General features: G+C 68.4%; 21 protein-coding genes. 13 read left to right on the forward strand and 8 right to left on the reverse strand.

Annotated elements, in window-relative coordinates; all coding sequences use genetic code 11:
- Nucleotides 1-300 precede the first annotated feature (300 nt).
- Nucleotides 301-1,062, forward strand: coding sequence for a FadR/GntR family transcriptional regulator (locus tag ACIBL3_RS18140; protein ID WP_396354549.1), 762 nt, complete (start codon nucleotides 301-303; stop codon nucleotides 1,060-1,062).
- On the opposite strand, the gene ACIBL3_RS18145 is transcribed toward ACIBL3_RS18140, so the two are convergent.
- Nucleotides 985-1,419, reverse strand: coding sequence for a DUF6069 family protein (locus tag ACIBL3_RS18145; protein WP_396354550.1), 435 nt, complete (start codon nucleotides 1,417-1,419; stop codon nucleotides 985-987). The genes ACIBL3_RS18140 and ACIBL3_RS18145 overlap by 78 nt on opposite strands.
- A 155-nt stretch (nucleotides 1,420-1,574) precedes the next feature.
- Here ACIBL3_RS18145 and ACIBL3_RS18150 point away from each other — a divergent pair, with 155 nt between their 5' ends.
- Nucleotides 1,575-2,717 carry a sensor histidine kinase gene (locus ACIBL3_RS18150; protein ID WP_396354551.1) on the forward strand — a complete coding sequence of 381 codons (1,143 nt, stop codon included), beginning with the start codon at nucleotides 1,575-1,577 and terminating at the stop codon, nucleotides 2,715-2,717.
- Nucleotides 2,718-2,751: 34 nt separating this feature from the next.
- Here ACIBL3_RS18150 and ACIBL3_RS18155 read toward each other — a convergent pair whose 3' ends face one another.
- Nucleotides 2,752-3,957, reverse strand: coding sequence for an RNA-guided endonuclease InsQ/TnpB family protein (locus ACIBL3_RS18155; RefSeq protein ID WP_396354552.1), 1,206 nt, complete (start codon nucleotides 3,955-3,957; stop codon nucleotides 2,752-2,754).
- 95 nt (nucleotides 3,958-4,052) lie between these two features.
- Here ACIBL3_RS18155 and ACIBL3_RS18160 point away from each other — a divergent pair, with 95 nt between their 5' ends.
- On the forward strand, nucleotides 4,053-4,712 hold the full coding sequence (locus ACIBL3_RS18160; protein ID WP_396354553.1) for a response regulator: 660 nt from the start codon (nucleotides 4,053-4,055) through the stop codon (nucleotides 4,710-4,712).
- A 175-nt stretch (nucleotides 4,713-4,887) separates the two neighbouring features.
- On the opposite strand, the gene ACIBL3_RS18165 is transcribed toward ACIBL3_RS18160, so the two are convergent.
- Nucleotides 4,888-5,904 carry a LacI family DNA-binding transcriptional regulator gene (locus tag ACIBL3_RS18165; RefSeq protein WP_396354554.1) on the reverse strand — a complete coding sequence of 339 codons (1,017 nt, stop codon included), beginning with the start codon at nucleotides 5,902-5,904 and terminating at the stop codon, nucleotides 4,888-4,890.
- Nucleotides 5,905-6,077: 173 nt separating this feature from the next.
- On the opposite strand from ACIBL3_RS18165, the gene ACIBL3_RS18170 reads away from it, so the two are divergent.
- The 9 genes from ACIBL3_RS18170 to ACIBL3_RS18210 all read left to right on the forward strand — a co-directional run bounded on the left by ACIBL3_RS18170 (nucleotide 6,078) and on the right by ACIBL3_RS18210 (nucleotide 15,660).
- The gene (locus tag ACIBL3_RS18170; protein WP_396354555.1) at nucleotides 6,078-7,643 is read left to right on the forward strand and encodes a hypothetical protein; all 1,566 of its coding nucleotides are present in this window, start codon (nucleotides 6,078-6,080) and stop codon (nucleotides 7,641-7,643) included.
- Between the two features lie 38 nt (nucleotides 7,644-7,681).
- Nucleotides 7,682-9,052 (forward strand): ABC transporter substrate-binding protein, encoded by a 1,371-nt coding sequence (locus tag ACIBL3_RS18175; RefSeq protein WP_396354556.1) that lies wholly within the window; start codon nucleotides 7,682-7,684, stop codon nucleotides 9,050-9,052.
- Between the two features lie 83 nt (nucleotides 9,053-9,135).
- Nucleotides 9,136-10,017 (forward strand): carbohydrate ABC transporter permease, encoded by an 882-nt coding sequence (locus ACIBL3_RS18180; protein WP_396354557.1) that lies wholly within the window; start codon nucleotides 9,136-9,138, stop codon nucleotides 10,015-10,017.
- The gene (locus ACIBL3_RS18185; protein ID WP_396354558.1) at nucleotides 10,014-10,904 is read left to right on the forward strand and encodes a carbohydrate ABC transporter permease; all 891 of its coding nucleotides are present in this window, start codon (nucleotides 10,014-10,016) and stop codon (nucleotides 10,902-10,904) included. The genes ACIBL3_RS18180 and ACIBL3_RS18185 overlap by 4 nt, the downstream gene beginning before the upstream one ends.
- Nucleotides 10,905-10,949: 45 nt before the next feature.
- Complete coding sequence (locus ACIBL3_RS18190) at nucleotides 10,950-12,683, forward strand: hypothetical protein (protein WP_396354559.1); 1,734 nt, start codon at nucleotides 10,950-10,952, stop codon at nucleotides 12,681-12,683.
- Nucleotides 12,684-12,721: 38 nt separating this feature from the next.
- Complete coding sequence (locus ACIBL3_RS18195; RefSeq protein WP_396354560.1) at nucleotides 12,722-13,387, forward strand: response regulator; 666 nt, start codon at nucleotides 12,722-12,724, stop codon at nucleotides 13,385-13,387.
- Nucleotides 13,388-13,420: 33 nt separating this feature from the next.
- Nucleotides 13,421-13,852 (forward strand): hypothetical protein, encoded by a 432-nt coding sequence (locus tag ACIBL3_RS18200; RefSeq protein ID WP_396354561.1) that lies wholly within the window; start codon nucleotides 13,421-13,423, stop codon nucleotides 13,850-13,852.
- Nucleotides 13,853-13,928: 76 nt separating this feature from the next.
- Nucleotides 13,929-14,825, forward strand: a complete 897-nt coding sequence (locus tag ACIBL3_RS18205; protein WP_396354562.1) for an ABC transporter ATP-binding protein — start codon at nucleotides 13,929-13,931, stop codon at nucleotides 14,823-14,825.
- The gene (locus tag ACIBL3_RS18210; protein ID WP_396354563.1) at nucleotides 14,815-15,660 is read left to right on the forward strand and encodes an ABC transporter permease subunit; all 846 of its coding nucleotides are present in this window, start codon (nucleotides 14,815-14,817) and stop codon (nucleotides 15,658-15,660) included. The genes ACIBL3_RS18205 and ACIBL3_RS18210 overlap by 11 nt, the downstream gene beginning before the upstream one ends.
- Here ACIBL3_RS18210 and ACIBL3_RS18215 read toward each other — a convergent pair.
- From ACIBL3_RS18215 to ACIBL3_RS18230, 4 genes are read right to left on the reverse strand one after another with little or no spacing between them, the layout of a single operon-like run.
- The gene (locus ACIBL3_RS18215) at nucleotides 15,653-16,921 is read right to left on the reverse strand and encodes a glycoside hydrolase family 125 protein (RefSeq protein WP_396354564.1); all 1,269 of its coding nucleotides are present in this window, start codon (nucleotides 16,919-16,921) and stop codon (nucleotides 15,653-15,655) included. The two genes, ACIBL3_RS18210 and ACIBL3_RS18215, sit on opposite strands and share 8 nt — an antisense overlap.
- A gap of 9 nt (nucleotides 16,922-16,930) precedes the next feature.
- Nucleotides 16,931-18,187, reverse strand: coding sequence for an ROK family protein (locus ACIBL3_RS18220; RefSeq protein ID WP_396354565.1), 1,257 nt, complete (start codon nucleotides 18,185-18,187; stop codon nucleotides 16,931-16,933).
- The gene (locus ACIBL3_RS18225; protein WP_396354566.1) at nucleotides 18,184-19,716 is read right to left on the reverse strand and encodes a hypothetical protein; all 1,533 of its coding nucleotides are present in this window, start codon (nucleotides 19,714-19,716) and stop codon (nucleotides 18,184-18,186) included. The genes ACIBL3_RS18220 and ACIBL3_RS18225 overlap by 4 nt, the downstream gene beginning before the upstream one ends.
- 39 nt (nucleotides 19,717-19,755) lie before the next feature.
- Entirely contained in the window at nucleotides 19,756-20,958 is a 1,203-nt protein-coding gene (locus tag ACIBL3_RS18230) for a cysteine desulfurase-like protein (RefSeq protein ID WP_396354567.1), read from the reverse strand.
- Between the two features lie 120 nt (nucleotides 20,959-21,078).
- Here ACIBL3_RS18230 and ACIBL3_RS18235 point away from each other — a divergent pair, with 120 nt between their 5' ends.
- Complete coding sequence (locus tag ACIBL3_RS18235; protein ID WP_396354568.1) at nucleotides 21,079-22,050, forward strand: DMT family transporter; 972 nt, start codon at nucleotides 21,079-21,081, stop codon at nucleotides 22,048-22,050.
- Here the strand turns inward: ACIBL3_RS18235 and ACIBL3_RS18240 are convergent.
- Entirely contained in the window at nucleotides 22,039-23,028 is a 990-nt protein-coding gene (locus tag ACIBL3_RS18240; protein WP_396354569.1) for a DMT family transporter, read from the reverse strand. The genes ACIBL3_RS18235 and ACIBL3_RS18240 overlap by 12 nt on opposite strands.
- Nucleotides 23,029-23,071: the final 43 nt, after the last annotated feature.

The following is a 23,071-nucleotide window of genomic DNA, read 5'->3' on the forward strand; positions in this document are numbered from 1 at the left end:
CGGCCCCCGCGGGCGCGCCCACCGGCCCGGCCGGCGGCCACCCCGCGGGGGGGGGGGGGCCCCCGCCCCCCCCCCCCCCCCCCCCCCCCCCGCCCCCCCCCCCCCCCCCCCCCCCCCCCCCCCCCCCCCCCCCCACACAGGTAGAGTCGTCCACATGCCCCACCCCCACCCCGCCACCCTCCCCGCCGCCGGCGCTCTTGGGGAGCGCAGCAGACCGAAAACGGCGGGTGAAACTCCCCAGCTCGGGCCGGAAGGGGTGCTGGGAAGGGGGCTGGTGGGTGGGATGGAGGGGAGCCGCGGGTGAAGAACTACGAGCTGGTGCTGCATCGGGTCGAGGCCGAGCTGGCGGCTGGGCGGTTGCGGATCGGCGAGCGGCTGCCCGGTGAGCGGGTGCTGGCGGAGCAGTTGGGGATCAGCCGACCGTCGGTCCGTGAGGCGGTCCGGGTACTGGAGGCGATGGGGGTCGTCCGGACAGCGACCGGGTCCGGGCCGGAGGCCGGTGCGGTGATCGTGGCGGAGCCGGTGTCGCCGCTGACCGCCGTACTGCGGTTGCACCTGGCAACCAATCACCTACCGATGGCCGACGTGGTCCAGACGCGCATCCTGCTGGAGTCGTGGGCCGCGCGGGAGGCCGCCGGGCGGCAGGCCGCGGCCGGAGAGCTCAAGCTGGCGGAGGACCTGCTAGACCAGATGGACACCGAGGGCTTGTCGCCTGAGGAGTTCCATCTCCTCGACGCCGAGTTCCACGTGGCGTTGTCCGGGCTCGCAGGGAACGTGCTGATCGCGGCGGTGATGGCCTCGCTGCGGTCGGCGATCCACGGGTATGTGCTGGCCGCCGTACCCAATCTGCCGGACTGGGAGGCGACAGCGGTCGGGCTGCGGGCCGAGCACCGGGCGATCCTCAAGGCGATCCGCGCCGGCGAGCAAGGCGCCGCCGCCGACCTGGTCACGGCTCACATCCAGAACTTCTACGAGGCAGCCGCGTTAGCACCGTTCGGACGCGGACAGGGCCGTACGGCGGAGGCCGACGATGACCGCGGCGCCGACGACGAGGTGCAGTGAGGCGAGCCCGAGCTTCGCGCCGACGCCGATGCCGCTGGAGAGCGGGCTGCCGAGCGAGGTGAGGCACGCGATCACCGCGACGACGGTCCAGGCCTTGCGGGCGTTGAGCGTACGGCGTTCCATGACCGCCAGCAGACCCCAGCCCGCGAAGGCCATCGCGGCCGAGGCGAAGAATACCGAGCCGACGCCGACCTGGATCCGCGAGCCCTGCTGAGCATCGAGGTGGATCCCGGCGATCGGCGCCAGCAGCGCCCACACAGCGAGCGCGGCGACGACGGTGACGCCGACGACGGCCAGCCGGCTGCGGCCTTCGACCCGGATGGGGCGGATCGGGGTGAGTGTCGAGGTGATCGACATGGTGGTTACCTCCCAGGTTGTTGTAGGCACCAAGGTCGCCGAGCAGCGCATACGCCGGCATCGGTTGCGAGGCTGGAGCGTCTCCACCTGAAGTGATCGAGGCATCGACTTTGGTCGGTGGTTGCGGAAAGCGACCGCCGCCTACTCTCGGCGGCATGGAGGAAACCTGTGCGCCACCTCGGCGCAGCGTCTGGGCAGATGTCAGTGCGCTGACCGCCATCGGGATCCTGGTGGGGATGACGATCGTCGGGCGGATGTCCGACCCGGCCGAGCGCAAGTGGCTCGTGCTCGACGTCGCCGTCGGGATCGTCGCCACCGGGCTGATCCTCACCTTGAAACGCCACCCGGTCGGGGGTGCGTACGTGCTGGCCGCGCTCGCCGCCCTCTCCCCCGCGGCGACCCCACCGTCGACCGTCGGGACGCTGACCGTGGCCCAGCGGCGTCCGCTGCGCACCGCGGTCCTGGTCGCCGTCGCAGGCATCGTGGGCCACCTGATTCAAGGACTCTGGCGGCCGATCGGGAACCTCCCGTTCGGCTGGTTCGCGGTCCTCGACGTCGCCGTACACGCCGCGCTGCTCGGCTGGGGGCAATGGAATCAGGCCCGGCACCAGGTGCTCGAGTCGCTCCGGGAGCGGGCCCGGAAGGCCGAGGCCGAGCAGGGCCGCCGGGTCGCCGAGGCGCGCACCCTCGAACGGACCAGGATGGCTCGCGAGATGCACGACGTACTCGCGCATCGGCTCTCACTGCTCGCGACGTACGCCGGCGCACTCGAATACCGACCGGATTCGTCACCGGAGAAGCTCGCGAAGGCGGCTGGGGTGATCCGGACCGGGGTGCACCAGGCGCTCGACGAGTTGCGCGAGGTGATCAACGTGCTCCGGGACGAGGACGTGTACGAAGGCCGGCCGCAGCCGACGTTCCAGGACCTCACGGCACTCGTTGCGGAGTCTCGTGAGGCCGGTACGACGATCGCGTACGACGAGCACGTTGCAGACGCCACGACGTTGCCACCGGCAACTGGACGGACGGCGTACCGGATCGTGCAGGAAGGGCTCACGAATGCCCGCAAGCACGCCGCCGGGCACCCGGTGACGCTGACTGTGACCGGAGAACCGGGTGACGGATTGTGGATCGCGCTGACCAATCCGGGATCGAACGGCGCCTCGCTCACGCCTGGTAGTGGTACCGGATTGGTCGGCCTGACCGAGCGGGTCCAGCTCGCCGGCGGCACGCTCGACCACGGCCGGCTCCCCGATGGCGGCTTCCGGCTGGAGGCCTCGCTACCGTGGCCGTCTTGACGTCCTCCCCGCTGGAAGGCTGGGATTCCAACTACTACGCGGAGGTAGCGAGTTGAGGTTCACGCCTCCGCGAGACCCGGACTGGCGTCTCTCCGCGTGCACTGACGGCCCGTCCGGCCGCGATGTTGATTGCCGCGTTCACGTCCGCATGCACTTGATGCCCACAGGCCGTGCACAGGAAACTCGCTTGGCTCTCGCGATTCTCCGGTGCGCAATGCCCGCAGACGCTGCAGGTCTGCGACGTGTACGCGGGATTCACCCTCTCGACCCGCCCCGCGGCTTTGTGTTCCAGACGCAGGACGAGCAATCCCCAGCCATTGGCCAGGATGCCGCGGTTCAGACCGGCTTTCGCGCGGCGACGGTTCGGCAGGAAGGTCCCAGGTCGTTCGGGGTCAGATTTGGGCTTGGGACATCTTGTCATCTTCGCGATCCGCAGGTCCTCGACCCGTACAACATCGAAGCGTCGAGCGAGATCGGTGCTGATCTTCTCCACCCAGTCCTTGTGGCGGTCGCCAGCCCTCGCAAGGATTTTGGCGATCGCAGTCTTCACTCGCTGGCGGCGGTTGGAGCCGCGGCTGCAGCGGGCAAGGCGCCGCTGCAGGAGCTTCAGCCGAGCCTGTTCGGTCTCGGACAGCGAGGGGCAGCTCAGGAGTTGCCCGGAGGACAAGGCCGCCGAGATGGTGACCCCGCGGTCCACGCCGACGACCTGGCCCGTGCCGGGTGCCGGAATCGGCTCCGGAACGACAGCGAACGCGATGTGCCAGCGACCTGCCCTGTCGCGGGTGATGCGGTAGGACTTCGCATAGGGAACTGCGCGCGACAGCCGGAGTCGAACCCAGCCGACCTTAGGCACGTTCACCTTGGCCCACTTGCGGTTCAACTTCACGATCCGGCTTGCCTGGAGCCCGACGATGCGGAAACCCACGTGCCGCCCGGCCTTGCGCCAGTTTGGCCGCCGGTGGGTCCCTGCGTGGAAGTTCTTGACGGCTTGGTGGAAGTCACGGAGCGCCTGCTGCTGCACGGTTTGCGACCCGGTCCGCAGCCAGCCGAACGCGGCCCGCGCCTCGGTCAGTTGCCGCGCCTGCTCGAGGTACCCAGGGGGAGCGGCTCCGCCACGGCGGCACATCGACCACTGTTCAAGCGCGAGGTTCCACACGTACCGGGCATGCCGAGCTTGCTCGAGCAGCGCAATCTGCTGCGAGGGCATCGGGTACATCCGGAACCGGGACATGTCGCTCATACAATCAGCCGGGACCGACAGTCTTCGACCCCCGGAGGGAGGCAGTCGCGGTTTCTCCCCAGCCTGCTCGACCGGGAGTCCGCGGGACCGATCCTATGAATGAGGACAAGGCGATCCGGGTGCTGGTCGTCGACGACGACGCGCTGGTGCGGGCGAGCCTGGAGATGATGCTCGACGGGGCGAACGGGATCGCGGTCGTCGCCCAGGCAGCGGACGGTGACGAGGTCCCGGCGGCGGTGGACGCGCACTTCCCGGACGTCGTACTGATGGATCTGCGGATGCCGCGGGTCGACGGGATCGTCGCGACCCGGCGGGTGCGGGCGCGGACGAATCCGCCCGAGGTCGTCGTGCTGACCACATTCGACACCGACGAGAACGTGCTGCACGCGCTGCGCGCCGGGGCGAGCGGGTTCCTGCTGAAGGACACGCCACCGGCACAGATCGTCGACGCCGTACGCCGGGTGGCCGCCGGGGACCCGATCTTGTCGCCCGGGATCACCCGTCGGCTGATGGACCGGGCCGCCACCCAGGCCGACGCGCACACGATCGCGCAGGAGGCGCTCACCCGCCTGTCACCGCGCGAGTACGACGTCGTGCTCGCGGTGGCCCAAGGCAAGTCGAACGCCCAGATCGGGTCCGAACTCTTCATGAGCGTCGCGACGGTCAAGGCGCACATCTCGCACATCCTCACCAAGCTCGAACTCGGCAATCGCACTCAGATTGCCTTGCTCGCCCACGACGTCGGTCTCGCATAGGCTCCAGCGCATCATTCGGGTGTTGCTGGCGGATGACCCTGGCGTTGACGCTCTTGAATCGTTCCTCCAGCGAGTTACCACCGATACGGCGAACTGAGCCCTACCGCCACTCTGGTAAGCAGGTGTTCCGGCGAGGTCCCGTCGATGCCGGGCCCCGAGCGGAAGGCAAGATCGCTCAGCCGTGCAAGGGGCCCGTGCTAGCTCGCTGGACGAGGGTCCAGGTGCCGAAGTGGGTACTCGAGACGGGCTCGCCCTCGATCGCGTCACGCAGTACGCGTACGGCCGCCGCCCCCAGACCATCGATGTCGAGGCGCATCGCGGTGAGGGGCGGATGCGGAAGCTCGCAGAGGGGTGAGTCGTCCCAAGCAATGATCGACAGATCTTCTGGGATCCGGATGCCGAGGTCATGAGCCACGCCGATGGCACTGACGGCCATGACGTCGTTGTCGAAGATGATCGCGCTCGGTGGTGCGGGTGAATCGAGGAGCGCTCGAGTCGCCTTGGCGCCCTGCTCGCCGCTGTAGTCCGCATCGAAGGTCACGGCGCCTTCCATCCCGAACTCTTTCGCCGCGGCCCGGTAGGAGACATCACGTTCACGTGTGTGGATGAACGTGCGCATACCACGAACCCTGGCGATCCGGCGATGCCCGAGGTCGGCCAGATGCCCGACAGCCGCGCGCATGGCCGCAGCATTGTCGACCCACACCGAGGGTAGGGCCGACCCGGGCAGCCGGCCGAGCAGCACTGCCGGGAGGCCGAGGTCCGCGATGACTTCAGCCCGGCGATCGTTCACCCGCAGATCCAGGAGCACCACGCCGTCGACCTGGCGCTGGCTCCACCAGTGGCGGTATATCTCCAGTTCGCGCTGCGGCTCGTCGCCCACCATCTTGAGCAGGAGACCGGTCTGATCGGTGCCCAGTTCGGACTCCATGCCGGCGATCAGCCGGACGAAGTACGGCTCGGCCGCGAGCAGCGAAGGCTTCCGTGCGAGCACGAGCCCGACGACTCCTGCGCGCGCGCCTGACAGGGCGCGTGCGGCACTGCTCGGCCGCCAGCCCATCGCCTCCGCCGTCGCCAGGATGCGTGCCCGCGTCTCCGGCGAGACGCCCGGCTTGCCGTTCAGCGCGAACGACACCGCCGTTTTCGACACACCTGCGCGCCGGGCGATGTCGTAGATGTTGCGACGTTGCACGATCGCCTCCTGCAAGGTAAACCGCTTTCGTCACATCCTAGCGCGCCGTCCCAGATGCTGCAGATAGCGAGCCACTCGTCGAAAATCGAGCCGCAATGAACCGTTGACACTAAACCGCTACATCCGTAATGTTCCCGGCACATTGCGAGCGACGAGAAGGAGCCGGATCTCCCATGATCTCGCGACGAAACGTTCTTCTTGGCGCGTCATCCCTCGCGGCCGCAGCTGTGGCCGCGCCGAAGGCTTTCGCCCAGCCGGGTATGGCGTCGCAGACAGACACACCGCAGGTGGATCGGTACGGGCAGTACCTGTTCGAGGAGTGGCCGGGCAAAGTCACGTCCGACGAGCAACTGCGGCGCGAATACTTGGACGAAGCGGCACGGCTAGCCGGCGTACGGCGCGACAACGCCACCTACGACAGGTTCGGTGGCCGGAGATGCCTGGGCAGGCGTGCGGCCACCGGGTACTTCCGGCTGGAAAAGGTCGACGGCCGCTGGTGGTTCGTGACACCGGACGGCCACCTGTTCTTCCTCAAGGCTGTCGATGCCTTCTCCTACCAGGAATGGGGGTACGGCACTGTCTACAAGAACTCCGACGGCGGCATGCGCCAGGTCTTCGAAGAGCTGCCCGACCCGGCGGAGTTCGGACCGGCGTACGCCGTCGTCGAGAACGGCCTGCACACGGTCAGCTTCGTCACCGCCAACATCATGCGGAAGTACGGCAACGACTACGCGGCCAAGTGGCGCGACATCAGCCGTCGACGGATGATCGACTGGGGATTCAACGCGCAGGGCAAGTGGCATCGCGACCCCGCAGTCGTCATGCCCTACATCGAGCGCGCACCGACGCCGTCCGACGTCATCCGGGTGCTGTGGGGCATCGATGCGTTCGACCGCGAGTTCTCGGCCAAGCTCGACCGTGCGTTCAGGTCGTTCGGTCTTCGGGACTTCCGTCACGATCCCTGGCTGATCGGCTACTTCTTCGAGAACGAACGCGGCTGGAACCGCGACGTGGTCGGTGCCGTGCTCAAGTCGCCGTCCAGCCTCCCCGCGAAGCGGGCGTTCATTCGCTATCTGGCCGACACGTACGACGACGACCTGGCGCGCGTCAACGCCATGCTCGGCACGGACGCGCGCTCGTTCCGCGACCTGGAGGACGTCGTCATCGACGTCAACCGGGTGCCGGGCAACGACGTGAAGGCGTTCATCACACTGGCCGCCAAGACGTACTTCCGGAAGGTCCGCAACGCCATCCGGCGGCACGATCCGAACCACTTGTTCCTCGGTTCGTCGCTGGTGCCCACGTGGCGAACGAGCTTCGAGTGGAACGTCGGCGGCGTCGAGTACCTGGATGCGATCTCGTTCGACTGGTACTCGTCGGATGCCGGCTACTTGCGCCAGTACGAGAGCTACGACAAGCCGGTCATCAACATCGAGTTCTCCTTCTGCTATCCGGGTCGCGGCCTCACGTCACACAATCCGGGGATCACCGCGACGAGCATCGCGGAGCGGGGCGAGATGTTCCGCGCTTTCGTGGAGGCGCAGGCGAAGAGCCCGGTATTCGCGGGATATGCGTGGTTCGTCTATTACGACCAAGCGGTGACCAGGAAACCCGGGGCGACCGAGGCATTCAACATGGGCCTGGTCAATCAACAGGACCAGCCCTATTACGAAATGACCGACATCATGCGCGAGACGAATCAGGATCTGGAATTCGTCCACCTGCAGGTCGACGGCTGACCCCCAGGGTCAGGGAACGGAGATACATTCCGATGGCAATGAAGTCCACCAAGGCCGCGGCGGTCGTGCTGGCGAGTGTGGTGGTCGCCGCGCTCGGAGCCTGCTCGTCCGGCAGCACCACCGACGGCGGCTCGGACGGAACCGTGCAGATCACGGTCGCCAACATGCCGCCCAGTACCGAACAGGCGGCTCGGAAGCAGTTCCTCGACAAGGTCGCGGCCTTCGAGCAGGAGAACCCGACGATCAAGCTGACGCCGACAGAGGCGAAATGGGAGGCGAACACCTTCGCGGCCCGGCTCGCGTCCGGCCAACTGGAGACCGTGTTCCGCGTGCCGCTGACCGAGCCACAGGCACTGATCGCCCGCCGACAGGTCGCCGACATCACCGACGAGGCCGGCAAGCTGCCACTCTTCGACAGCGTCGACGACCGGGCGCTGGCGCCGGTTCGCGACGCGTCCGGTCGGTTGTTCGGTATCCCCACCGACGAGTACGCGATGGGGCTGCTCTACAACCGCAAACTGTTCACCGAGGCAGGCCTAAACCCGGACGACCCACCGGAAACCTGGGACGAGGTACGCGCGGCCGCGCGGCAGATCACCCAGAAGACGGGCGTCCCGGGATTCGGCTTCCCGAGCACGAACAACACCGGCGGGTGGGTGTTCACGTCGATGGCGTACACGTTCGGCGGCCGCGTGCAGACCGAGGACGGCGAGCAGGCGACGTCCAACCTCACCGGCGAACCGGTCGTCCGGGCGCTCGAGCTGCTGAAGGAGATGCGCTGGGAGGACAAGGCGATGGGGACCCAGCACCTGCGCGACTTGCTCGAGTTGGTCAAGGCGTTCGCCGCGGGCCAGGTCGGGATGGTGATCGGGTTGCCTAGCAACTACAAGGACCACGTCGTGCAGTACGGCGGCCAACCCGAGGTCTTCGGCGTGACCGCGTTGCCGATGGCAACTGAGCGGAGCACGCTGCTCAGTGGCGCTGTCATGGTCGTCAGCCCGAAGGCCACCGCAGAGCAGATTGCCGCCGCGGTGAAATGGATCGACTTCAACTACCTGCGCAGCAAGTACGACGCCAAGATCGCCGGGGAACGGGCCGCCGCCCAGGCCGCCGACGACCTCCCCGTCGGCATCCCCCGGGTGCCGTTCTACCGCGAAGACGCCGTCGCCGACGCGTTGGCTGCCGAACGCAAGCACGTGAACGTGCCGCTGAAGAACTTCGAGCCCTACCAGACCAGGCTGGCAGGCCAGAAGTTCGTGCCGGAACCGCGCGTTGCCGCCCAGGAGGTATACGGCGCGCTCGACGCGGCCCTGCAGGCGGTGCTCACGAAGTCCGGCTCCGATCCTGCGGCTGAGCTGGCGAAGGCGGACGACAAGGCGAAGGCTGCGATCCAGCGAGCGCAGCGGTGACCATCGTCACGACAGACCGTTCCCGCCGGCCGGGCGGTGCTCCCGGTCGGCCGGCGGGTCCGCCCCGGACAAGCCGCACGGAGGTGATCCCACGCCGGCTGCGGTCGCGGCACGGCCTGGCCGCCCTGGCCTTCCTACTGCCCACGCTGATCGTCTTCTCCTACTTCGGCTGGTGGCCGATCCTTCGCGGCGTCGTACTCAGCGTGCAGGAAACGAACCTCGTCGGCGATCCCACCTGGGTCGGTCTGGACAACTTCCGCACCTTGTTCGCCGACCCACTGCTGTGGACGGCAGTCCGCAACAGCGCGTGGTTCGCCGTGCTGGCGTTCTTGTTCGGGTTCCCGGTACCGGTCGTCCTGGCCGTGGTCATGTCGGAACTGCGCCGGCTCGGCGGCCTGTTCCGCGTAGTCGTCTACCTGCCCGTAGTGGTGCCACCGGTGGTCGCCGTACTGCTGTGGAAGTGGTTCTACGACCCGGACTTCGGACTGTTCAACCAGGCACTGGGTGTCGTCGGTCTGGGGCCGTTCCCGTGGCTGCAGTCCACGGCGTCGGCCATGCCCAGCCTGGTACTCGAAGCGACCTGGGCACACGCCGGCGGCACTGTGCTGATCTATCTCGCTGCGCTGACCGGCGTGTCGTCGGAACTCTACGAGGCGGCTGAGACCGATGGAGCCTCTGTGATGCGTCGCGTCTGGCACGTCACACTGCCACAACTTCGCGGTGTGCTGCTGATCATGCTGCTGCTGCAGATCATCGGAACGCTACAGGTGTTCACCGAGCCGTTCGTGCTCACCGACGGCGGCCCGGCAGATTCGACCGTCACGATCCTGCTGCTCGTCTACCGCTACGCCTTCATCTATGGGGACTACGGCCTGGCCACCGCGCTCAGCGTGCTCCTGGCGATCTCCCTCGGCCTGCTCTCGGCTCTCTACCTCCGCCTGACCCGTTCCTGGAGCACGACATGACAGCCTCCGACACCAACCGGAACCTGCTCTCGGGCCACGACTGGCGGACGCGCCGCATCCGGTGGATCTTCGCTCCGGTCCAGATCGCGCTGCTGACAGCCGTCGCCCTCGCCGGAGTGATCCCGCTGCTGTGGATCACCAAAGGCGCGATCTCGACCACCCAAGAACTGCTGCGCGAGCCGCTCAGGCTGTGGCCGGCGGATCCGCAATGGTCCGTGCTGGCCGACGCGTGGGTCAGGCTGCGAATCGGGCATTACCTCCAGAACACCGTGGTGCTGGTGGCTGGTTCGTGGTTCGTGCAGTTGGTCGTCGGGGCCACCGGAGCGTTCGCGCTCTCCGTGTTGCGACCGGTTTACGGTCGATACATCTACGCCGCGGTCCTGGCCACCCTCTTCGTGCCGGGCACCGTCTCGCTCATCTCGCTGTACCTCATCATCCTCGACCTGCCGATCACCGGTGGATCGATCGCGAACACGCCACTGGCCGTGTGGCTGCCGGCCGGCGCCAACGCGTTCACCTTCCTGATCATGAAGAAGTTCTTCGATGCCATCCCGCGTGAGCTGTTCGAAGCCGCCGAGGTGGATGGCGCCGGGCCGTGGCGGCTGTTCGTGCAGATCATGCTGCCGATGTCCCGGCCGATCGTCGCCGTCGTCTCGTTGCTGGCCGTGATGGGCGCGTGGAAGGAGTTCCTGTGGCCCCTGGTCGCCATCCCGGACACCGAGAAACAGCCGCTGGCAGTCGCGCTTCCTCGCCTCGCCGAGACATCTGAGCTGAACCAGCTGATCGCCGGCATGCTCATCGCAACCGTGCCACCGCTACTGCTGTTCCTGGTTTTCCAGCGCCACATCATCCGCGGCGTCGGCGGCTTCGCCGGCGTCAAGGGCTGACATCGATTCCCAGCTACCCACGGAGTTCTTGTGTCGCAACGAGTGATGGAGCTAGCAGAAGCCCTGCGGTCGCAAGACGAGTGGTACGACCCCGAGTGGCAGGCGCTTCGGGTGCGGCTGTCGTCCCAGGCCTACCACACCAGACTGCGCGGTGACATCTTCGTTCATCCCACCAAGGCTTCCGCGGAGTACACGCTGGCGTTGCTCGACAGCGGTGAGCAGTGGCGGGCCGAACGAGCGGTGCCGATGCTGCGCCGCCTTGTCGACAGTCAGGACACGGATCCGAGTCATGCGACCTACGGCATCTGGCCGTGGTTCTACGACGAACCGCTGGCGGAGATGGCCGCGCCTGACTGGAACTGGGCAGACTTCATCGGAGTTCAGCTTGTCGAGGTCCTGACCCGGCACGCGAAGACTCTGACGGAGCTCGACATCGACCTCGCAGAGGCACTGCACGCGTCGCTGGAGCACGCATGCCAGGCGATCATCCGCCGGGACGTCACGCCTGCGTACACCAACATCGCCATCATGGGCACGTATGTCACGATTGCCGGTGGACGCCTGCTCGATGACGCCGGGATCCTCGGCTACGGCCGTGACCGATTGCGGCGGTTGGTCCGCTTCACCGAGAAGTGGGAAGGCTTCGCGGAGTACAACAGCCCGGCCTACACAGCTATCGCGATCGTCGAGCTGACCCGCATGCTGCGGGATTTCGACGGTGAAGACCTCCGGTTGGCCCAGGGCCTGCACGATCGGGCCTGGCGCGATATCGCCGTACACTGGCATCGGCCGTCCGGACAATGGGCAGGCCCGCACAGCCGCTCGTACTCGACATTCCTGGGTGATGGACACACCGAGCACGTCGACGTTCTCGAACGCGGCGTCGGGGAGTTCATTCACATCCACCGGCAGCCGTCCGCCCCGACGTCGACGCACCACGCCCTGCCGCTGCGTTGCCCCGGCGAGTTGCTCGGCTTCTTCACCGATGAGGCGCCGATGCACGACGTTGTCGCGGAGCTTCCGCACGCCACGGTGCCGACGACTGCGCTGACCAGGATACGTCCCGGTTATGCCCTCGGAGTCGCGAGCCATGGGATTTTCTGGGAACAGGCACGTCCACTCATCGCCTATGCGCCAGGCGAGTCGGGAGCAGTCGCTTTTCGCGTCCGCTGGCTCTACGACGGGCGCGATCTGGCGTCGGGTCGCTTGTTCTCCCGGATGTCCGGGGACACCGTTCTCGCCGGTGCATGCTGCGCGAGTGACGTCGGGGCGGCGCATGCCGATCTCGACCGCGAGTCCGTCGGCCGGCTGCGCGCGAGCGATGTGCGGCTGCGGTTCGAGTACGCCGGCGCCCCTCGTGGCGGCCTACCACCTGAGGCCGGTCTCGGCGAGTGCGTCAACATCCCCTTCGGCACCTCGGCCCACATCTCTCTGCGCGTCGTCGACGCCGCATTCGGTGCCTATGTCCCGCTTGTCGTCAGCAGCACGACGGAGAGCCGGTCGGCGCTCGACGTCGTCCTCTATGCAGGCGCCGAGCGGACATTCGACCTGACCGACGCGTTCCCCGCTTACGCGCTGTTCGCCCTTGCGCTGGCAGAACACCCGAGCGGCCAGGCGGATCTCTCAACTGTTACTCACGACCGCCACACCGGTTTCGCGGAGATCGCGCTGGCGAGGGTGGCGCTGCGGGTCCCGACGACCGCTCGACCCGCGGCCCTGCTGTCCGAGCTCGCACCCGGGCCGGACGAATTCGTGACCCGCGCCCTGGATCGTCCATGAGGGCACCGCGCGACCTGGGGATGGCTTAGCGTTGGGGCATGATTCGGGTGTTGCTGGCGGATGACCAGGCGTTGGTGCGGGCCGGGTTCCGGTCGCTGCTGAACGCCGAGGACGACATCACCGTGATCGGCGAGGTGTCGGACGGGGCCGAGGCGGTCGCGGTCGCGCGGGCGGAGAAGCCGGATGTGGTGCTGATGGACATCCGGATGCCCGGCACCGACGGTCTCGAGGCGACCCGGCAGATCGGCGCCGACGAGTCGCTGGCCGACGTCCATGTGGTGATCCTGACGACGTTCGACCTGGACGAGTACGTGTTCGAGGCGCTGCGCGTCGGGGCGAGCGGGTTCCTGGTCAAGGACACCGAGCCGGTCGAGTTGCTGCAGGCGGTGCGGGTCGTCGCGCGCGGTGATGCGCTGCTCTCCCCCGGCGTGACCCGGCGGCTGGTCGCGGAGTTCGCGAGCCGGAGCCGGCAGCCGCACGCCAGCAAGGAGCTCGACGTCCTGACCGACCGGGAGAAGGAGATCGTCGCCCTGGTCGGCGAGGGTCTCTCGAACGACGAGATCGCCGAACGCCTCGTCCTCAGCCCGGCCACGGCCAAGACCCACGTCAGCCGCGCGATGATCAAACTCGGCGTCCGCGACCGCGCCCAACTCGTCGTCGTCGCCTACCAAACCGGCCTGGTCCGCCCCGGCTGGCTCGGTTGACCTTCAACCCACCTGAACCCCGACGCTCTGGGCATGAAGCACCTGGAGCAGATCACCGCAGCCGTCGAGGCCGGACGTGCCGGCGACCGCGAAAGCGCCCGCAACCAGCTGGCCCGGCTGTGGGACACCGCCGACGACCGCCGAACCCGCTGCGCGATCGCGCACTACCTGGCCGACGTGCAGGACGACACCGAGGACGAGCTCGTCTGGGACCTCCGCGCGTTGGAGGAGGTCGACCCAGCCGACGCGGGCATGCTGCCGTCGCTCTACCTGAATCTGGCGGACGACTACCGGCGGCTGGGCGACGCAGCCAGAGCTGAAGAGCACTTGAGTGCATCCCGGGCGAGGCTGGATCTCCTCGCGGACGATGCATACGGCGACGTCATCCGCGGCGGGGTGGACCACGTCGCGGCAGCGCTCGCCGCGGGAAGCACACGCCGGTTGGAGACCAATCCGAGCACCTGAGTACTCCACCGGGGGTAGCTGCGGTCACTCCCGTCAGCCGACGCGGTCAACCACCTCGGACCGGCACTCTCGGGGTATGGATGCACTAGTTGAGGTCAGCGGGCTGACGAAACGGTACGGCGACACGCTCGCGGTCGATGGTGTCGATCTGACCGTCCTTCCTGGCGAGGTCTACGGGTTCCTCGGGCCGAACGGCGCCGGGAAGACGACTACGCTGCGGATCCTCACCGGGCTGATCTCGCCGACGAGTGGCGACGTCCGTGTGCTCGGCGGTGCACCCGGCCAACCCGACGTACTCGGGCGGACCGGGTCGATGATCGAGTCGCCCGCGTTCTACCCGTATCTGTCCGGCCTCGACAACCTACGGCTGCTGGCCGAGTACGCCGCGGTGCCGCGCCGGAAGATCGACGAGGTGCTGGAGCTGGTCGACCTGACCGACCGGGCCCGGGACCGCTTCTCGACGTACTCCCTGGGGATGAAGCAACGGCTCGGGGTCGCCGCGGCGCTGCTGAAGGATCCCGAGCTGGTGATCCTGGACGAGCCGACCAACGGGCTCGACCCGGCCGGGATGCGCGACATGCGCCGGCTGATCCGCGAGCTCGGGTCGGGCGGCCGGACGGTGCTGCTGTCCAGCCACCTGCTCGGCGAGGTGCAGCAGATCTGCGACCGGGTCGGGATCATCAACTCCGGCCGGATGGTTGCCGAGCACAACGTGGAGGAACTGCGCGGCGAGCAGGAGCTGGTCATCCGCGCCACCCCACGCGACCAGGCGCAGGCGGTCCTGGCCGGCTTCGGGACGGTGCACCAGTACGACGACACGCTCCGGCTGCAGGTGGACCCGCAGCGCGCGGCCGAGGTGAACCGGGTCCTCGTCGAGGCCGGCATCGAGGTGTCCGAGCTGCGCAGCACCGAACGCGCTCTCGAGGACGTGTTCTTCGAGCTCACGACAGAGGAGAAGGCCGATGTTCGGTAGCTACCGGGCGGAGATGCTGAAGCTCCGCAAGCGTTCGGCGGTCTGGGTGCTGTTCGGCGCCGGACTCGTGCTGAGCCTGATCTTCGGCTACCTGCTCCCCTACCTGGGCTACGTCACCGGTGACGAGAACCCGCAGACCGACGGTGTCCCGCGCAGCGAGATCCTGCGCGGGATGCTGCCGGAACGGATCATGGACAACACGATCGGCGGTTACCCGATCTTCGCCGGCGCGCTCGCGCTGGTACTCGGCGCGATCGTGGTCGGCGGCGAGTACGCGTGGGGCACGCTGAAGACGATCCTCACCCAGCGCCCGGGCCGCGGCGCCGTACTGGTCTCGCAGTTCCTCGCACTGGCGACCATGATCGCGATCTGGGTGCTCGGCATCTTCGCCGCCTGCGCACTGTCCAGCATCGGCATCGCAGCCGCCGAGAACGGGTCGACGGACTGGCCCGGGGTGACCGCGATCCTCGAAGGACTCGCCGGCGGCTGGCTGGTGCTGATGATGTGGTGCCTGGCGGGCGCCGTCCTGGCCGTTGCCTTCCGCAACGTTGCGTTGCCGATCGGGCTCGGCGTGGTGTGGATCCTCGGGATCGAGACGTTGCTGGCCGGTGTCGTGAGCAGCCTGCTGCCGAGCCTGGACTGGCTCGCCAACGCACTGCCCGGCAGCAACGCCGGATCGCTGGTGTTCAGCGTGACGGGGATGGCTGCCGCCGACGCACCGCCTGGTGTACGCGATGCGGTCGGCGGCGGACGTGCCCTGCTGACGTTGCTGGCCTATTGCGCGATCTTCGCCGTACTGGCCGCCTGGACGACTCGCCGCCGCGATGTCACCTGATCCCGGCGTGGACCATCGCTAGCTCGCAGAACATCGCGTTCGCCCAGGAGAACCACTCGCGGGTGTACTGCGACGGGTCGTCGACGTCGAACCCCTCGTGCATCTGACCGGTGCCGCCGGTCGTGTCCCGGAGGAGCTCCAGCAGCCGCTGGCGCTCCTCCACCGACGTGCTGGAGATTCCCTGCACGGCAAGGGCGATGTGCCAGACGTAGTTCGGCGGGGTGTGCGGGCTGCCGATGCCGGCCGCGTGCGTACCGCTGTAGTAGTACGGGTTCTCCGGGCTGAGCAGGAGTTTGCGAGTGGCGAGGTACGTCGGGTCGTCGGCGGCGGCGTACCCGGTCAGTGGGATCGAGAGCAGGCTCGGCATGTTGGCGTCGTCCATCAGCAGCGAATCGCCCAGCCCGTCCACCTCGTAGGCGTAGACGCGTCCATGCTCCGGGTGGTCGACCGTACCGTGCTGCGCGATCCCGTCGTCGATGTCGGCCTTCAGCGCCTTGGCCCGATCGGCCAGCGCGTCGTCGCGCAGCACCTCGGTCGCGATCTCTTCCAGGTAGCCGAGCACCACCGACGCGAACATGTTGCCGGGCACGTTGAACCCGAGCTCGGTCGCGTCGTCACTCGGCCGGAACGCGCTCCACGACATCCCGGTCGGCCGGGTCAGCCGGCCGCGACCCTCCCGGACCAGCGTGTCCGACGGCCGGTCGTCGAGCCGCTGGAACCGGTACGGCGACCTGTTCTCGTGGTCCTGCTCAACCGTCCACAGTTCGAGGATCGCGGTCGCCGCGGCGGTGAACCGCTGGTCGATCACGTCGGCCCGTCCGGTCACCCGCCAGAGCCGGTAGGCCAGCTCGAGCGGGAAGCAGAGCGAGTCGATCTCGTACTTGCGTTCCCACACCCACGGCGACATCTCGGTCTCGTCGGAGGTGTGCCCGGCGCCGTTCGCCTCCTTGTTGAAGGCGTTCGCGTACGGGTCCAGGACGACGTACTCGAGCTGCCGGTGCAGGACGCCGATCAGCACGTCCTGCAGCCCCGGGTCGTCCTTGCACAGCAGCAGGTACGGCCGGAGCTGGGCGGCCGAGTCCCGCAACCACATCGCCGGGATGTCACCGGTCAGCACGAACGTCGTCCCGTCCGGCAGCCGCTCCGCCACCGCCGGCAGGTTCTCCGCCATCGACCGCCGGAACATCTCCGCGATCACCGCATCCCCACTCACCCGCCGAACCTCAGCGGTGGCGCGCTCCAGCACCTCGGCATCGATCATCAACACATTTCACCTTTCCGCGACGAGTTCGCCGGGTTGGAGGGAGGGGTTCGGGGAGAAGGTTTGGTCGAGGACGAGGCTGGCTGCGCCGATGGCGCCGACGTCGGCGCCGAGGGCTGTGCCGGCGACCTCGAAGGGGTGCACGGAGCGGACCAGGAAGCGTTCCTTCAGGGCGTCCTGGACGGCGTCGCCGAAGAACGGAGCGAGCTGCTCCCAGTGCGGGCCCCCGAAGACGACCCGGTCCAGGTCGAGCAGGTTCGCAATGTCCTCGACCACTTTCGCGACCCGGTCGGCGAGTGCGGCAACGATCTCACGAGCCACGCCGGGGCTCGCCTCGGCCGCCGCGCAGAGCCGGGCGAACGCGGCGTCGACCGCCTGCCGGTCGTCGAGATCGATGCCTTGGGCAAGTACACCGGCCTGGACCGCCTGCTGCACCAGGTACCGCGGCTGGCTGGTCTCGCCGACGCAGCCGCGCCGACCGCAGTAGCACAGCGGTCCGTCCGGATCGACGATCACGTGGCCGATCTCCCCCACGTTGCTGGACGAGCCGCGGACCACCTCGTCGCCGATCACCAGCCCGGCGCCGATCCCGGTGCCGAGGTAGAAGAACACGAAGCTGCCGGAGCCGCCGGCCCACTTCTCCGCCGATGCCGCGGCCGTCACGTCCTTGTCCAGCAGCACCGGCAGACCGGTCCGCTCGCGCAGCTCGTCCCGCAACGGCACCAGATGCCACGCGGCCAGATTCGGCGGCTCGACGACCACCCCACGCTCGACGTCGATCGGACCAGGTGCCGCGATCCCGACACCGACCACGCGATCCCGCGGCGCCCCGGCGGAATCGATCACGTCCTCGATCGTCGCCGCGATCCGGTCGATCAGTACGGCGGGATCGTCGGCGTACGGCGTTCCGGCACTGCGTCGCGCGATCACGTCACCGGTCAGGTCGAGCACGACGACGGTCACGACGGCCGGATCCAGGTGCACGCCGACGGCGTACTGACCGGACGGCTCGAGCTCGAGCAGCGTCCGCGGTTTGCCGAGCCCCGCGCTCTTCTGCCGACCCGCCTCACGGACCAGACCGGCGTCCAGCAACCGGCGGATGATGTTGGAGATCGCTTGCCCGGACAGACCGGTGACCTCGGCCAGCTCGACCCGGCTGAGCTGCTCGGTACGGCGGATCGCGTCCAGCACCACGGCGTCGTTGAACCCGCCGACCCGATCCAGATTGGTCCCCCGGCGTACGGCCACCAAACCCCCAGATGTCACGGTGAAACCGGATCCGCGCCCCACGGACGAACCCAGTCGTAGTGGATCGTCTCCGCGCCACTTCGCCACGAACCCGGCGTCGTGCTCACCAGCCAGTCGGCCGGCTCGATCCCGGACGCGTCACCACCACTGAGCGCCAACCGTATACCTTCGCTCAGCGCCCGGTCCGACTGCTCCGTCCGCGCGGCCGGATCGACCGAGACGAACAGCGCCGTACCCGATCGGGCGACCAGGTCGAGGAACCGCTGGATCAGCTCCCACGGAGTCTGCGGCGTGCACGGCACACAGTCGGCGTCGACGGTGAAGAACCGGTTGTGCTGCGGCAGCCGGAACGCGAGCGTGTTCACGCCCATCTTCCGCGTCCGCTCCCAGTCGCGTCCGGACGTGTCGTCCCCGGTCCGCTGTACGTCGACCAGCCCGGCGGCGAGGTGTCCGACGGTGTTGCACCCGATCAGTACGACGTCGTCCGCGGCCGACCGGATCTCGCGGTAGAACGCCAGCACGATCTCGGCCGACGTCCGTGTGGTGTCGTGGAACGGACGGCTGTCGGTGAGTCCAGCGGTCATCGACGGACCCCAGCGACCGAAGATGTCGAACGTGCTGAAGTCGTGCTTCACCAGTTCGAAGCCCCAGCCCTTGAACCGCTGCAGATCCGTGCGGACGAGGTCGAGCACTGCGGGGTCGGACGGGTCCAGTGCGCGCGAGGGCTCGCGGACCCGTAGCGGACGGAACCACAGGCCGGGCCGGGCCCCGATCGCCTTGATGGCCGCCGCGGTGCCGGCCATGTCGTCGAAGACTCCGGGAGTGCCGGCATCCCACGGTCCGCCAGAGGCGATCCCACCTGGGTACCAGCCGTCGTCGACGACGCTGAAGGGCTTGACCGGGTGACCGTCTGCGAGCTCGACGATCGTGCTGGCGTCTTGCAGGACCGCCTTCTCGTCGAAGTTCTCGCCGTACGCGTAGTACCAGTTGTTCGCCCCGACCACCGGCGCGGGCTCAGGTCGCGCCGGTAGTCGGGAGCTCATGGTGGCGACCGCTGCATGCAGGGTCAGCCAAGGGGTGCCGGCGTCCTCGAACCGACGGACGGTCGCGGCTGTGAGAGTCCGGCCGTTGAGGTCGGTCGGGCCACTGCCGTTGCGGAGGTCGAGCCAGAGCGTGAAGCCTGCGGCGTCGACGGTCCACGAGCAGAACGCGTTCGGCTGCACGTCCACACCGGCGCCGGTCGTTCGGCCGGTGGCCGGGTCGTGGCTCAGGAAGTACCAAGGCAGTTGGCGCTCTGGTTGCTGGTGCCGCCATTGCAGGTCACCGTACGAGCGTTCCCACGCGTCGCCGAGGATCAGGGCGTTGGCGGGCAACGCTTCGGACCAGCGGATCGCGACGCGCGCGATTGTTTGCGCGCTGACCTCGACGGCGCCGTCGGACCAGGTCACCTCGACGCCTGCGACCGACCACGTGGCGCCGTGGCGCACGGCTGTGGTCAGGGTGTCCGAGGGGCCGACCTGGACGTAGACCGCACTCGGTTCGTTCACCTGACTCCCTTGCGGACGGAATTTCCCCACGGACTTTAGTTAGTGCTCAGAAGAACCGTCAAGACTCTCCACGGCAGCGACGAGACGGTCCACATCGGACTGGTCCGTGTACGGCGCGAGGCCGGCGCGGACGGCTCCGGCGGCACCGAGACCGAGGTGGCGGGCGGGCTCGTAGGCGTAGAACGAGCCGGCCGGCGCGTTCACCTTCGCCGCCGCCAGACGCTCGGCCACGGCCGCGGGTGTCCAGCCGTCCACGGTAAACAGCAGGGTCGGCGTACGGCGAGCCGCATGGCCGTACAGCCTCACGCCAGGGATCGCCGCCAGCCGGGCTTCCAGGTCGTCGCGAAGGTTGTCTTCGTACTCCTCGACGAGCTCGAGCGAGCTCTGCAGACGCTCCCGCCGGGTCGCACCGGTGCCGCCGAGCCCGGCCAGGAAGTCGATGGCCGCGGTGGTCCCGGCGAGCAGCTCGTACGGCAGCGTGCCGAGCTCGAAGCGTTCCGGTACGACGTCCGTCGACGGCGCCAGCTTGTCCGGCCGAAGCGTCTCGAGCAGCTCCGGCGACGCGGTCAGCGCACCGAGATGCGGCCCGAAGAACTTGTACGGCGAGCAGACGTAGAAGTCGGCGTACGACGCGTCGATCGGAACGTGCGCGGTCAGGTGGACGCCGTCGACGTACAGCAGCGCCCCGGCTTCGTGGACGAGGTCGGCGATCCGGACGGTGTCGGGGCGGGTGCCGAGCAGGTTGGACGCGCCGGTGACCGCGACCAGCCGGGTGCGGTCGTTGAGCAGCGGGGTGAGGTCGTCGAGCTCGGAGGTCTCGGTGTCGAAGCCGAGCCACCGGACCGTCGCGCCGACCGCCTCCGCCGCCTGCACCCACGGGCGGACGTTCGCGTCGTGGTCGAGCTTCGTGACGACGACCTCGTCACCGGGCTGCCAGGTCTTGGCGAGCGTCCGGGAGAAGTCGTAGGTCAGCTGGGTCATGCTTCGGCCGAACACGATGCCGCGCGGATCGGTGCCGAGCAGGTCAGCGACTGCCACCCGCGCGCCGACGACGATCTCGTCGGACCGGCGCTCGGCGGCGGTCAGCGTGCCTCGGTTGGCGACCGCCGACGTCATCGTGCTTGCGACGGCGTCCGCGACCACCTGCGGGGTCTGCGAGCCGCCGGGACCGTCGAAGTGCGCGGCCCCTTCGTCGAGGGCGGGGAACTGCTTCCGGACAGCAACGACATCGAAGACACCCATGACGGTCATCCTCTCCCCCGCGCCACCGCGACGGCCAGCGGTTGTCCATTTCCGACAACGCTTGCCCGCCAGCGGGCAAATGTGTACGAGTTGTCCCCTCAGTAGTGCAGGATGTCAGGAGTGAGCACCGTTTCGACTACTGACCGGGCCGATTCCGGAGTCCCCCTGCAGGCCTGGCTCCCGACGATGTTGGCCCTGGCGGCCATCTGGGGTTGCAGCTTCCTGTTCATCTCCGTCGGCGTCCGGGAACTGCATCCGCTCTACCTGGCACTCGGGCGGGTCATCGCCGGGTCGCTGGTGCTGCTGACCATCCTGGCCGTCAAGCGCGAGTCGCTGCCGCGTGAGCCGCGGCTGTGGCTGCACTCGTTCGTGGTCGGCGCGATCGGGTCGGCGATCCCGTGGACCCTGTTCGGGTACGGCGAGCAGCGGATTCCGTCCCTCCTGGCGGGGATCTGGAACGGCATCACCCCGCTGGTCGTGCTGCCGATCGCCGTCCTGGTCTTCCGGACCGAGAGGTTCTCGCTGCAGCGGGTGCTCGGGCTGATCATCGGGTTCGGCGGCATGCTCGTCGTACTGGGCGCCTGGAACGTCCAGGGTGGCGCGGACCTGACCGGCCAGGCGCTGTGCATGCTCGCGGCGGTCTTCTACGGGATCGCCGTGCCCTACCAGAAGCGCTTCATCGCCGGCACCACGCTGTCCGGTACGGCGCTGTCCGCCAGCCTGCTGATCTGCGCAACAGTCCAGCTCGCGATCGTCGCGCCGATCGTGACCGGGGAGGCGCCGCCGATGCCGTGGTCGCTGTCGTTCGAGGTGGTGGCGAGTGTGATCGCGCTCGGTGCACTCGGCAGCGGGCTCGCGTTCGTGCTCAGCCTGCGCAACATCCGGCTGATCGGCGCGAGCCGGTCGTCGATGGTGACCTACCTGATGCCGGTGTTCTCGATCCTGGTCGGCGTGATCGTGCTGAAGGAGCACATCACCTGGTACCAGCCCGTCGGCGCGCTGATCGTGTTGCTCGGCGTCGCGGTCTCGCAGGGCTTGCTGCGTAACCTCCGCCGGAAACCGAGGCTCGCCGCGGAGGCGTCAGCGGCGTAGGTTCGGGACCGCCGCGACAATGACGGCGACGAGGGCGAGCATCGTCCCGGCGACGACCGGGAACGTGACCGCTTTGTCGGCAGCCGGGACGAACAGGTCGATGAACAGGCTGGCGATCAGCTGACCCGCGATCGTCCCCAGTCCGAGCACGAACACGCCCACCACGCGCACCACGGCCGCGGCGGCGCTGATGAAGATCACGCCGCACGCGCCGCCGAGGTACAGCCACGGCTCGCTCGGCAGGTGGTGCGGTGCGCCGCGCAGCGCGAGGTCGGCGAGGAAGACTGCCAGCAGCGCGACGAAGCCGACCAGGAAGTTGACCACGCCGGCTGCGACTGCGCCGTACGCATTCGGTGCGGCCGTGCGTGCGACTCGACCGTTGATCGCTTGCTGGACCGCCGTACCGACGCCGCCGAGGGCGGGCAATACGGCGAGCAGCAGGCCGTCGGGGTGACTCAGCTGGGAGGACACCGCGAGTACGACGGCGCCCAGCGCGAGGACCGCGCCGACGACGCGGAGCGTGGTGTAGGGCTGCGGACCGGCTGGGCCGAAGCCGAGGCGGTCGACGACCAGGCTGCTGACCGCTTGGCCGGCGACGACCGCGACCGTGAAGACGGCGACGCCGATCACCGAGACGGTGATGGACTGCGTCGCGACCAGGTAGGCACCGGCCAGTCCGCCGAGGCATTGCCACCAGCGCAGGCCGCCGTACCCGCGCATGGGTGTGCGGATCTGGCGCCAGACGGTGCCGAGGGCACGGCGGATCGGCGGGACGAGTGCTGTACCGATCAACAGGATCAGCAGGCCGGAGCCGAACGAGATCAGCGCGGCCGCGACACCGTCGGCGAGCACGTGGCCGAGCTCGCCGTTGAGGCGGGACTGGACCGCGACCAGCATCCCGATGCCGAACGCCGCGCTCAGACCGACGAACTGGTGCTGCTTGGTCGAGCGGGCAGGACGGGTGGCGGTCGTTGTCACCCCTCTATCATGACCGTTCGACGTCTTGCTACTGACATCGGGT

Origin of the sequence: Kribbella sp. NPDC050124 (assembly GCF_044460355.1) — a bacterium.
Lineage (GTDB): Bacteria > Actinomycetota > Actinomycetes > Propionibacteriales > Kribbellaceae > Kribbella.

What these genes read in the sequence shown, in the direction of transcription:
- ACIBL3_RS18190 (WP_396354559.1), top strand. Translation starts at nt 10,950, where the DNA reads ATGGAGCTAGCAGAAGCCCTGCGGTCGCAAGACGAGTGGTACGACCCC.
- ACIBL3_RS18195 (WP_396354560.1), top strand. Translation starts at nt 12,722, where the DNA reads ATGATTCGGGTGTTGCTGGCGGATGACCAGGCGTTGGTGCGGGCCGGG.
- ACIBL3_RS18155 (WP_396354552.1), bottom strand. Translation starts at nt 3,957, where the DNA reads ATGAGCGACATGTCCCGGTTCCGGATGTACCCGATGCCCTCGCAGCAG.
- ACIBL3_RS18175 (WP_396354556.1), top strand. Translation starts at nt 7,682, where the DNA reads ATGAAGTCCACCAAGGCCGCGGCGGTCGTGCTGGCGAGTGTGGTGGTC.
- ACIBL3_RS18170 (WP_396354555.1), top strand. Translation starts at nt 6,078, where the DNA reads ATGATCTCGCGACGAAACGTTCTTCTTGGCGCGTCATCCCTCGCGGCC.
- ACIBL3_RS18150 (WP_396354551.1), top strand. Translation starts at nt 1,575, where the DNA reads ATGGAGGAAACCTGTGCGCCACCTCGGCGCAGCGTCTGGGCAGATGTC.
- ACIBL3_RS18200 (WP_396354561.1), top strand. Translation starts at nt 13,421, where the DNA reads ATGAAGCACCTGGAGCAGATCACCGCAGCCGTCGAGGCCGGACGTGCC.
- ACIBL3_RS18210 (WP_396354563.1), top strand. Translation starts at nt 14,815, where the DNA reads ATGTTCGGTAGCTACCGGGCGGAGATGCTGAAGCTCCGCAAGCGTTCG.
- ACIBL3_RS18215 (WP_396354564.1), bottom strand. Translation starts at nt 16,921, where the DNA reads ATGATCGATGCCGAGGTGCTGGAGCGCGCCACCGCTGAGGTTCGGCGG.
- ACIBL3_RS18230 (WP_396354567.1), bottom strand. Translation starts at nt 20,958, where the DNA reads ATGGGTGTCTTCGATGTCGTTGCTGTCCGGAAGCAGTTCCCCGCCCTC.
- ACIBL3_RS18205 (WP_396354562.1), top strand. Translation starts at nt 13,929, where the DNA reads ATGGATGCACTAGTTGAGGTCAGCGGGCTGACGAAACGGTACGGCGAC.
- ACIBL3_RS18160 (WP_396354553.1), top strand. Translation starts at nt 4,053, where the DNA reads ATGAATGAGGACAAGGCGATCCGGGTGCTGGTCGTCGACGACGACGCG.
- ACIBL3_RS18145 (WP_396354550.1), bottom strand. Translation starts at nt 1,419, where the DNA reads ATGTCGATCACCTCGACACTCACCCCGATCCGCCCCATCCGGGTCGAA.
- ACIBL3_RS18185 (WP_396354558.1), top strand. Translation starts at nt 10,014, where the DNA reads ATGACAGCCTCCGACACCAACCGGAACCTGCTCTCGGGCCACGACTGG.